General features: G+C 61.4%; 11 protein-coding genes. 4 read left to right on the top strand and 7 right to left on the bottom strand.

Going from position 1 to position 9,416, the window contains the following annotated elements; all coding sequences use genetic code 11:
* Positions 1 to 115: 115 nt before the first annotated feature.
* The 3 genes from NKH95_RS31360 to NKH95_RS31350 all read right to left on the bottom strand — a co-directional run bounded on the left by NKH95_RS31360 (position 116) and on the right by NKH95_RS31350 (position 3,658).
* Positions 116 to 1,222: a branched-chain amino acid ABC transporter substrate-binding protein gene (locus NKH95_RS31360; RefSeq protein WP_352754054.1), complete on the bottom strand. Its 1,107-nt coding sequence runs from the start codon at positions 1,220 to 1,222 to the stop codon at positions 116 to 118.
* A 58-nt stretch (positions 1,223 to 1,280) separates the two neighbouring features.
* Entirely contained in the window at positions 1,281 to 2,603 is a 1,323-nt protein-coding gene (gene glyA, locus NKH95_RS31355; protein ID WP_031213889.1) for a serine hydroxymethyltransferase, read from the bottom strand.
* Between the two features lie 131 nt (positions 2,604 to 2,734).
* Complete coding sequence (locus NKH95_RS31350; protein ID WP_050592763.1) at positions 2,735 to 3,658, bottom strand: crotonase/enoyl-CoA hydratase family protein; 924 nt, start codon at positions 3,656 to 3,658, stop codon at positions 2,735 to 2,737.
* An 87-nt stretch (positions 3,659 to 3,745) separates the two neighbouring features.
* On the opposite strand from NKH95_RS31350, the gene NKH95_RS31345 reads away from it, so the two are divergent.
* Positions 3,746 to 4,333 (top strand): TetR/AcrR family transcriptional regulator, encoded by a 588-nt coding sequence (locus NKH95_RS31345; protein ID WP_023814107.1) that lies wholly within the window; start codon positions 3,746 to 3,748, stop codon positions 4,331 to 4,333.
* Here NKH95_RS31345 and NKH95_RS31340 read toward each other — a convergent pair.
* The 4 genes from NKH95_RS31340 to NKH95_RS31325 form a co-directional block, all read right to left on the bottom strand.
* Positions 4,330 to 5,556, bottom strand: coding sequence for an anion transporter (locus NKH95_RS31340; protein ID WP_352894297.1), 1,227 nt, complete (start codon positions 5,554 to 5,556; stop codon positions 4,330 to 4,332). The two genes, NKH95_RS31345 and NKH95_RS31340, sit on opposite strands and share 4 nt — an antisense overlap.
* 148 nt (positions 5,557 to 5,704) lie before the next feature.
* Complete coding sequence (locus NKH95_RS31335) at positions 5,705 to 6,667, bottom strand: glycosyltransferase family 4 protein (protein WP_023814105.1); 963 nt, start codon at positions 6,665 to 6,667, stop codon at positions 5,705 to 5,707.
* 296 nt (positions 6,668 to 6,963) lie between these two features.
* On the bottom strand, positions 6,964 to 7,752 hold the full coding sequence (locus NKH95_RS31330; protein WP_023814104.1) for a GGDEF domain-containing protein: 789 nt from the start codon (positions 7,750 to 7,752) through the stop codon (positions 6,964 to 6,966).
* A gap of 238 nt (positions 7,753 to 7,990) precedes the next feature.
* Positions 7,991 to 8,212 carry a hypothetical protein gene (locus tag NKH95_RS31325; RefSeq protein ID WP_023814103.1) on the bottom strand — a complete coding sequence of 74 codons (222 nt, stop codon included), beginning with the start codon at positions 8,210 to 8,212 and terminating at the stop codon, positions 7,991 to 7,993.
* Positions 8,213 to 8,520: 308 nt separating this feature from the next.
* Between NKH95_RS31325 and NKH95_RS31320 the strand changes: the two genes are divergently transcribed.
* From NKH95_RS31320 to NKH95_RS31310, 3 genes are read left to right on the top strand one after another with little or no spacing between them, the layout of a single operon-like run.
* Positions 8,521 to 8,799, top strand: coding sequence for a hypothetical protein (locus tag NKH95_RS31320; protein ID WP_245490282.1), 279 nt, complete (start codon positions 8,521 to 8,523; stop codon positions 8,797 to 8,799).
* A 4-nt stretch (positions 8,800 to 8,803) separates the two neighbouring features.
* The gene (locus NKH95_RS31315; protein WP_031213538.1) at positions 8,804 to 9,085 is read left to right on the top strand and encodes a helix-turn-helix domain-containing protein; all 282 of its coding nucleotides are present in this window, start codon (positions 8,804 to 8,806) and stop codon (positions 9,083 to 9,085) included.
* A gap of 39 nt (positions 9,086 to 9,124) precedes the next feature.
* Positions 9,125 to 9,406 (top strand): hypothetical protein, encoded by a 282-nt coding sequence (locus NKH95_RS31310; RefSeq protein WP_023812589.1) that lies wholly within the window; start codon positions 9,125 to 9,127, stop codon positions 9,404 to 9,406.
* Positions 9,407 to 9,416: the final 10 nt, after the last annotated feature.

The raw sequence follows: 9,416 nt of genomic DNA, 5'->3' as shown, positions 1-9,416 counted from the left end.
CCCCCCGCTCGTGGCGGGCCCCCGGCCCCGGCGCCGCCCCGCCCCCTACCCCCCCCCCCCCCCCCGCGGCCGCCCGCCGGCGGCGCCCCCCCCCCCCCCCCCCGACGCGGTGTTTCTACTTGAGGGCGACCGGGGTCAGCTTGCCGTCGACCTTCTGCCACTCAAATACGACGAACCCGGGCTGCTTGATATCCCCCTTGTCGTCATAGGAGATCGAACCGAGCACCGTCGAGATACCGGCGCCGGAATGAAGATAATCGGAAACGGCCTTTGGATCGTCGGCCTTGGCTTTGGCGATAGCCTCGGCAAGAATCTGCGTTGCCGCGTAGGCGTAGAGGGTCACTGCTTCGGTGGGCACGTTTTTGGCCCTCAGATCGGCGACGGCATCCTTGGCTTCTGCAAACGTTGCCGGGTCGGGGAACGACGTCATCAGGGTTCCAACAGCACCATCACCGCCGATGGCGCCGAATTCGCTGTTGGAGATGCCGTCACCGCCCATCAGGATCGCGGTGACGCCCTGATCGTGCATCTGGCGCACAATCAGTCCAGCCTCCGTGTGCTGACCGCCATAGTAGACGAGGTCGGCGCCCGATTGCTTGATCCTTGTGACGAGAGGGCTGTAGTCCTTCTCGCCCGGGTTGACCTCCTCATGGAGAACCTCCTTGCCGCCGCCGGCGTTATAGGCCTTGGCCATTTCGTCGGCGAGGCCTTTGCCCGCCGTCGACTTGTCGTCGACAATCGCTATCTTCTTGTCCTTGAAACGGTCGAGAACTAATTTGGCGGCGATGGAGCCTTGCTGATCATCGCGCCCGCACGCCCTGAAGGCATTCCACAGGCCGCGCTCCGTCACCATCGGGTTGGTGGCAGTCGGCGTCACGAACAGAACGCCATTCTCGGCATAGACCTCGGAAGCGGGAATGGTGACGCCGGAATTATAGTGCCCGACAACGTAGTGAACGCCATCAGCGACGAATTTGTTGGCGACCGAAACGCCCTGCTTCGGGTCGGAGACATCGTCACCGATCGACACGGCAAGCTTTTGTCCAAGAACGCCGCCATTGGCGTTGATGCGTTCAACGGCGATCTCGACACCGACGCGGTACTGTTCTCCATAGGCGGCGTTCGGCCCCGACATCGGGCCGGCGACGCCGAACACAATATCAGCCCTGGCCGCACCAACAGCCGCAGTCATAAGGGCAGCAGTCATCATCTGCACGATCATGCGCATTTTATTCCCCTGTTTTTTAGAGAAAGGCGGGCTTTTCCCGCCGCTTCAGGCGTCAGTTCACAAAGTGAAGCTTGTTGAACCGGCGCCGGAATGCCGTGACATCTGCCGCGACTTGTTCGCTGGCGTCATTGCCGCGCAGTCCTCTGGCGATGAGAGCCGCGAGTGCCGGCATGTCGTCTTCGGTCATGCCCCAGCGGACGATCTCGGGCGTACCCAGGCGCAACCCGTTCATGTCGCCGTCGACAGCGTCTATGGGCAAGCCGATGCCGCAGGTCAGGATGTTGGCCAGCCGCAATTTCCTTGCCGCCGCCTGGCCGCCGCCAAACTCGGCTGCCTCGAGGGCGAACTGATGCGATGTCGTGTAGCCCTTGCCGGTCGAAAAAACCGGCAGGCCGCGATCGGCAAGGCTTTCGGCCAACGCCTTTGCGGTCCGCGCCATCGTCGCGGCGTAGGCCTTGCCGTGGTCTTTCCAGTCTAGAAGTGTGATCGCCAAGGCAGCCGACTTGGCGGCATCGAAGTTGGCGGTCATGCCTGGAAATGCGATCCTGTCGAGCTTTTCGGCAACGACCGCATCGTTGGTGACGATCAGCCCGGACGCCGGACCGCCGAGACTTTTGTAGGTGCTCATCGTCATCAGATGAGCCCCTTCCTGCAAGGGCTGTTGCCACGCGTCTCCGGCAATCATGCCGCACAGATGGGCCGCATCGAAGAGAACAAGCGCACCGACCTCGTCGGCGATCTCCCGTATCTCACGAATGGGATGGGGCAGCAGGTTGAGGCTGCTGCCGATCGTTATCATCTTCGGCCTTATTGATCTGGCCAGGTCGCGCAATTTGCCGACGTCAACGGTGTAGCTGTCGGCATCGACTGGAGCGGTGTGGATATCGAGCCCGTAGAGCCCGGCGCAGCCGGCCATATGATGGGTTACATGGCCTCCGATCGCCGGCGACGGGACAATGACGCTGTCGCCCGGCCTGGCTGCAACCATGAACGCATAGAGATTGGCGATCGCGCCGGAAGGTACCCGGATCTCGGCATAGCTGGCGCCGAAAACGTCGGCCGCCAGCTCGGCCGCGATCACCTCGATCTGCTCGACACCCTCCAATCCCATCTCATATTTGTCGCCGGGGTAGCCAAGCGACGGGCGCGACCCCAGGCCGGAAGCGAGTGCGGCTTCGGCCTTCGGGTTCATCACATTGGTCGCCGGGTTGAGGTTGATGCAGTCGGCCTCGTGGATCGAACGGTTCAGCTCGATGCCCCTGTTGACTGCCGCCATGACGGCATCGGTCTTCTGAGTGCTCGTCTTCTGCGCCAACTGCTGGGCAAACTCGTCGCAATGCGATGGAACCCAGGGCCTGCGAGCGAGAGCGACCATCGATGCCTCCTTTGCCAACCGGCGGACAATACGGCTGTGAATGGAGCCTAAGGTGGAGCCGTCGGTCGGCATGGCGCAAGCGAGTAGTTCTAGCGCCTAGGCTTAGAAAAACTAGGTCTACTCTCCCCGCCCTATTTTGAGGGTCGCTTCCATCCAGACATCGAAGGCCATGTGCCGGCGACGACAGCGCCTTGGTCCTGTTCCGCAAGCCGGTCCTGCTCCAGCGACGCTCGCCTGGCTTCATCCGGCCGGGTGATGTGCGTCCACGAGTCGTCATAGCCCGGCTCGCGGCGTGCGATCCAGGCATCCAGCCCTTCGCGCAGATCAGCGGTCGGGGCCATGCGGGCGAACTGCTCGGCCTCGACAGCCAAGCCTTCGGCGATGCTCTGGTTGAGGCCGCGCGTCACTGCCGTGAGGATGCTGGCGATCGCCAGATCGGAGTGCCGCAGGATACGCCTGGCCAGGCCGATCGCGGCCGGCATCAACTCGGCATGCGGCACAACCTCGTTGACGAGACCCAGCTCAAGCGCCCGCGGCGGCGCAAACCAGTCGCCGGTCAACAGCAGTTCGAGCGCCCGCTTGCGCCCGGCAAGCCTGGGCAAGCGTTGGGTTCCGCCAAAGGTCGGGGGCATTGCAAGGCTGATTTCCGGCTTGGCGAACAAAGCGCGGTCGCTGGCGATGGCGAGCGGCACCGCCTCGGTGATTTCGCAACCGCCACCAAAGGCAATGCCGTTGACGGCAGCGATGACGGGTTTGCGAAACGCTTCCAGCCTTGCCGTCAGCCGTTGCCCGCGCATGACGAAATCACGCATCGCGACATCGACGCCGACCGCCACGCTGGCCGAGAACTCAGGAATGTCGCCGCCGGCCGAAAACGCCCGCTCCCCTGCTCCGGTCAGAATGATTGCGCGGACGCTGTCATCGACGTCAATGTCGTCGAGGATCGCAAGCAGGCGATCGATCAGGGCATAGTTCAACGCGTTCAGCTTCTCCGGCCGGTTGAGGGTGAGGATGGCAATCCCATCCCGGGTTTCGTTAAGGACAAGATCGGTCATTGGCTCTTCCTTCTTCATCATGCTGATGACCGGAAGACTATGCCTCTTTCCGCTTGTGTATATTCACTAGTCGGTATACCTAAGCTCATGCCTGACACGCAAAGTCCTACCCGCAAACGCATTGTCGATGCCGCGACCAGGCTCTTCTATGCCGAAGGAATCGGTCGCGTCAGCGTCGATGCCGTCGCCGAGGAAGCGGGTCTCACCAAGCGCACGCTCTATTACCATTTCAAGAGCAAGGACGACCTCATCGCCGCCTATCTCGATGGCCGTGACCAACCCAATCTGAAGCGGATGGCTGGCTGGTTCGATGCTGCCGAAGGCGGCGCGGATCGCAAAGTCGAGGCGATCTTCACCAATCTGGCGAGGTCCGCTCGTCACCCGAAATGGAAAGGATGCGGCTTCCTGCGCACGGCCGCCGAACTCGCCTCGATGCCCGGACATCCGGCGGTCAAGGTCGGCGCGCGGCACAAGCTGAATTTCGAAACATGGCTGGCCGGCGCCTTGTCGGACCATGGCGTCGGCGAGCCGCCCGCCTTGGCACGCGAGATCGTGCTTTTGATCGACGGCTGCTTTTCGATCATGCTGATCCACCGCAACCCCGATTACATCGAGGCCGCCGGCCGCGCCGCGGCAACGCTTGTGCGGGCGCGGATTTCAGGCAGCCAGCTCTAGAACCCAAACGCCAGCCATGCCGTGCCGGCGGCCAGCGTTATCAGCGTCAGCGGCAAGCCGACCTTGAAAAAAGCGCCGAACGACAGCGTCGTGCCGGCGGCTCGTGCCTGTTCGGCGACGATCAGATTGGCGACCGAACCCAGCAGCGTGAAATTGCCGGCCAGTGTCGAGCTCATGGCGACGACCAGCCAGGCACGCTCGGGGTTTTCGAGGCCCGGTATGAAGGGCCGAAGCGCCAGTACGGCCGGGACATTGCTCATGATGTTGGAAAGCACCGCGGTGAAACCGGACAGGCGCCAGACGTCGCCCAGCCCGAGGTTCTTGGCCGAAGCGATCATGTCGGGCGAAAGAAGCGTCTTTTCGGCGCCGGCGACCACAACGAACAGACCGGCGAACATGAACAGCAGCGGACCGTCGATCTCGCGGTAGATGCGTTCGGGCTTGATGGCGCGGGTGAGCAAGAGGATGGCGCCGCCGATGAGTGCGGCCTTGGCGACAGGCACGCCGGCGAAGAAGGCGATTGCCAGCCCGATGCAGACCACCACCGCCTTCAGCACCTGCCCCTTGTGCATGCGGCCAAGCGAGACTTCGGACGTCAGTTGGACCGTTCGGGCGAATTCGGCCCGGTAGACGATGCGAATGATGACAACGACCGCCACGAGGCCGAAAAGGGCGACCGGAGCCAGCGCTGCCGAAAAGGCCGGATAGGAAATACCCGACAGCGCGCCGATGACCATGTTTTGCGGATTGCCGGTGATGGTGGCGACGCTGCCGCAATTCGACGCGGTGGCGGTGGCGATCAGATAGGGGATCGGGTTGCGCTTGATGATGCGGGTGACGTGGACGACGATCGGCGCCATGACGAGGCAGATGGCGTCGTTGACCAGGAAGGCGGACAACACGCCGGTCAGCAGCGTCACCATCACCAAAAGCATGAAGGGCGCGTGCGCGTGCTCGATGGCGATGGCGCCAAGGCCGCGAAAGGCGCCCGACACTTTCAGATGCGCCACCACGATCATCATGCCGAGCAGAAGCGTGATGGTGTCGAAATTGATCGCCCGGTAGGCATCCTCCATGCTGAGCGCGCCGATGGCGATCATCGCGGCCCCGCCGAGAAGCGCGATCCCCGCCCGGTCGAGGCGCAGGCCGGGGATGCGGCCGATGGCAACACCGGCGTAAGTCAGGATCAGGATCAGCAGTGCCGCCGCGCCCATCAATGTCATCGATAGAAGTCCTGCCCAGTCTGTGGCGCGCCGCTGCCTGTCAGCCCCAATGGTCTGATTTGCGTGCCTGCTTTAGCGCGATGTCGAGATCGACGACAGACAGCCAGGCATGTTGTTGCGTCAAGCACCGCCAAGGGATGACGTGCCGCTAACGCAGATAGAAATCCAGCCTTTGTCGCAGTGCCTGCGGCGAAAACAGCTGCTCGACGGTCTGCCGGGCCTTGAGGCCCACTGCCGCCCGCAGCGCCGGATCGGCTTTGAGATCGGCCAGGATCCGTGCCGCCTGTTGCGTCGTTTCGAACAGAAAACCGTTTTCGCCATGCCTGATATGGTCGGAATAGCCTCCATATGAATGGCAGACCACGGGCAAGCCGCAGGCCATCGCCTCGAACACGACGCGACCGAAGGTTTCGACATGCCAACCGGTGCGATAATAAAACACGTCGAGCGTCTGCAGAAACTCTTCGGCGATAAATTGGCCGGGTGGCAACAGCTCGAGTTGCGGATGCGGCATGAGGCTGCCCTTGAGCCCTGTCCCTCCCTGAATCCGCAAGGCTGTACCTTCGGCCAGCAATGTCTCGTAAAGGGGTATGTCATCGGGATGATGTTTGCCCGGCCCATCGCGGCTCAAGCGTCCGACGGTGAACGGACGATCCGAATCCAGACGCCGTGGTGAAAAACGTTCGATCTCGATCGGAGAGGGGTGCACCGTGCCGTCGATTTGGAGCAATCGCTTCTGAAAGTCGGAAACAAGCACTATCTCGGCGGTGGGCCATCCCAAGCTCCGAGGCATGCGCGTGGTGAGGTTGAGAACCTTCGGATGAAGGGTGTTGAAGTCGTAGATCAGCCGGCGCGGCCGCGGGATCAGGTAAGGCCACACCTTGTTGCGCCAATGCGCTCCGAGAAAAACGTAAGTGCCGCCATCCGGAACTTTTCGCGTAAGCGGGGAAATACGACGTATCGGGAATTGCCGCATTAATTCATCTGAAGCCCGCGATGACGCAGCCCAAAGGCGCACGTCCGAATCGGCGCTCAACAGCCGATAGAGTTCCAAGGTCTTGAGGTCACTGCCACCGAAAGGATCCTGAAAGCCGTTGAACAAATGGATCATAATAGCTGTGCTTACCTGACCGTTTCCGCCATTGTTCGCCGGCGTCAAAAATCATGATCGCACGTCGGCCGTAACCCTTGGAAACTCAGGAGTGAGAACCGTTTCTGCCGACAACGAAACATCGCCAACGCGGGGGGAGTATACCGGTAAGCGGTTGCAGTCCATGGCCTATCGAGCCGGCATGCTATCCATAAAGATCGGAACCCCGGCATATGACTGTAAGCATCGAAGCGTCGAGAAAGCGGCCTGCGTCGATTTCGAGAGCTTCCCGATCAGCCATCAGCAAATTTATGCCGTCAATGCACGGTGGCGACCCCGGGCGCAGGCGCCGGAGACGTTCCGGCCGGATCGAAGCTGACTTGATCGCGTCCGTTCGACTTGGCCGTGTAAAGCCTTTTGTCGGCAGCGGAGAAGATTTCCTCATAGGTGATCGGGCCGGTAAAGCTTGTGCCGCCGATGCTGACGGAAAGCGGACAAGGCCTGCCGCCGGGTGAGAATTCCATCTCCCTGATACGCCGGCGGATGCTTTCGGCAACCACCCAGGATTGCGAGGGATCCACGCCGGGCAAAAACACGCCGAATTCTTCGCCACCGATGCGGCCGACGATATCGCCCCCACGAAGTTGCCCCTTGATCGCCTGCGCTATCAGTTTGAGTGCCTGATCGCCGCAATCATGACCCAGACGGTCATTGATGGACTTGAAGTGGTCGGCGTCGATGATCAGCAGCGCGCCCGAACGGGTCTGTTCCTGCTTTCGGGTCTGCTCGAGATAAGCTTCGACCAGCATCGAGAAAGCGCCACGGTTCAGCACCGCCGTCAGGCTGTCGGTCGCGGCGATGACGCTGAGGTCGCGCTGCGCGATGGCCAGCTGGCGAATCTTCCACATCAGGAAAAACAAAAAGGAGCCGCCCAGCACCAAAGGCAGCATCAGGTCGGTCATCTGCGCCCGCCACACGGCCTCGGGCGAAAGATAGGGAAAATTGAAGGAATCGACGAAGAACGCCACGGCAATGAAGAATGCCGTACCGACTGCCGTGACAGCGATCACCCTGCCCCAGCTCGTCGGCGACAGATCGAGCTTCATCGCGTTCAACTCCGTTAGCCGTCGCTACTATGACGCACCAACCCCAACAAATTGATAAGACTTTCCCTCCAATTCGATATCGGGCGGCGGAACCAACCCGCCGGCCCTGTCGATGACTTGCGACAGACGCTACAAGACGGCCGCTGGAAAGCAGCCATCCTGTTTCAGAGCTTGAAGGCGTGGGCCAACTGCCGGCCGAGCAAGGGCAAAACGGCGCGCGAAGCCAGACCGCTCGTCGTCAGTTGAGCGTCGGCTCACTCAGCGCATCGACGACAAAGGATGCCGCGATCAGGTCGTCGGCATCGAGGCGCAGGGAGCCTCCGTCGCCTCCCATGGCTGAAGCCACTTTTTGAAAGGTCTTCATTTCATATTCCGTGATCCGGGCGTCCTGCATCCTGGCCTTGAGGTCGGCGATGCGCCGATCCAGAGCCGAAGATATGCCTATTTCTCGCTTCGACATGGCAACACTCCTCCCCACCCTTGTTTGCCTCCCGCCTGTCCACTTTTATATGAGGGTCCGCGAATACAGCGGGCCGAACGCGCCGTGCGCGGGAAGGTTCCGAAAAGGCAGAGTAACGAAATAATACGCTGGCCCCAGCCGACTGCCCGGCCACGCTAAATCCCCTCATCACCATGATAGAGCTGAACAGCTTGCGGTATTTACCGCTGTCGTGGCGTTCCTGGATGGAAAGAGGTGATTCCGTGACTTGCTATATAAGGCATAGCTAATCCTTGACGCCAGCCGGATGCCGCCCCAGAATCAGAAGCATGGCAATAAAGGTCGGCGACGAAGTGGCGGTCATGGCGACGGTGCTGAAGCGCGTCACGGAAGACCGCGTCAGCGTGTCGATCCCCGGTTACAATTTTCCGCATTCGGTCATTGGTCCAGCGACCAAGCTGACCGAGGGCCAGCCGATGGAATTATCCGGCGACGTTACGCAGATCGAGGGCGACAAGGTCACGGTGTCGTTCGGACAATGGTCACCGTGGGTCTGGACAAGGTGCACCTGGTGCAAAGCCACCTCCCGCCGAAGCGAAGGGATCTGAGGATGTGAACACGCGAAGCTCCACCGTCTCAGGGATCCAGCCCCTTACGTCCCAGCAGTGCAGAGCCGCACGAGCGATGCTGAAATGGTCGCAGGTGCGACTCGCCGCGAAGTGCGGCCTTAGCGAAGGAACGATCGGCAGTTTCGAGAGCGGACGAAGGATTCCGAGTTCGGCCAAGCTGGCTGCCATCCGTCGAGGGTTGGAGGCAGCGGGCGTGGTTTTCATCGATCAGAAGGTTGCAAGGACCAAGAGCGGTCCGCCTCGTCAAACTATCGGCGGAACATAATTTAGATATCGCTGTTAGATCCCAAACGGGAGGCGCGCGATGTTCAAAGGTGAAATCGGCATTGTTTCGGACTGGTCGAAATTGGTGGCGGACGATCCTCTGATCGCCGCCGATATTGCCCAGCGTCTTTCTCTACTCGCTTGCAATGACAACACTCCCGCTGCCGCCGACGGCCCGTCGCCCGGCACCGAAACATTTCGAAATCCCCACTTTGCCGGCCTCGCGACACCCGCCGAATATCCTCGCCCGATCGTGCTTCTAGCCACGATCTACGCGTCGACGGTCCTGGGGGTAACGCTGCTTCTGGCGGCGGCGGTTTGAGCGCACGAGG

The sequence above is a fragment of the Mesorhizobium sp. M0848 genome (assembly GCF_040319805.1).
Taxonomy (GTDB): Bacteria; Pseudomonadota; Alphaproteobacteria; order Rhizobiales; family Rhizobiaceae; genus Mesorhizobium.
The sequence above is the reverse complement of the archived record's forward strand: the minus strand, read 5'-3'. Positions and strand labels throughout refer to the sequence as shown.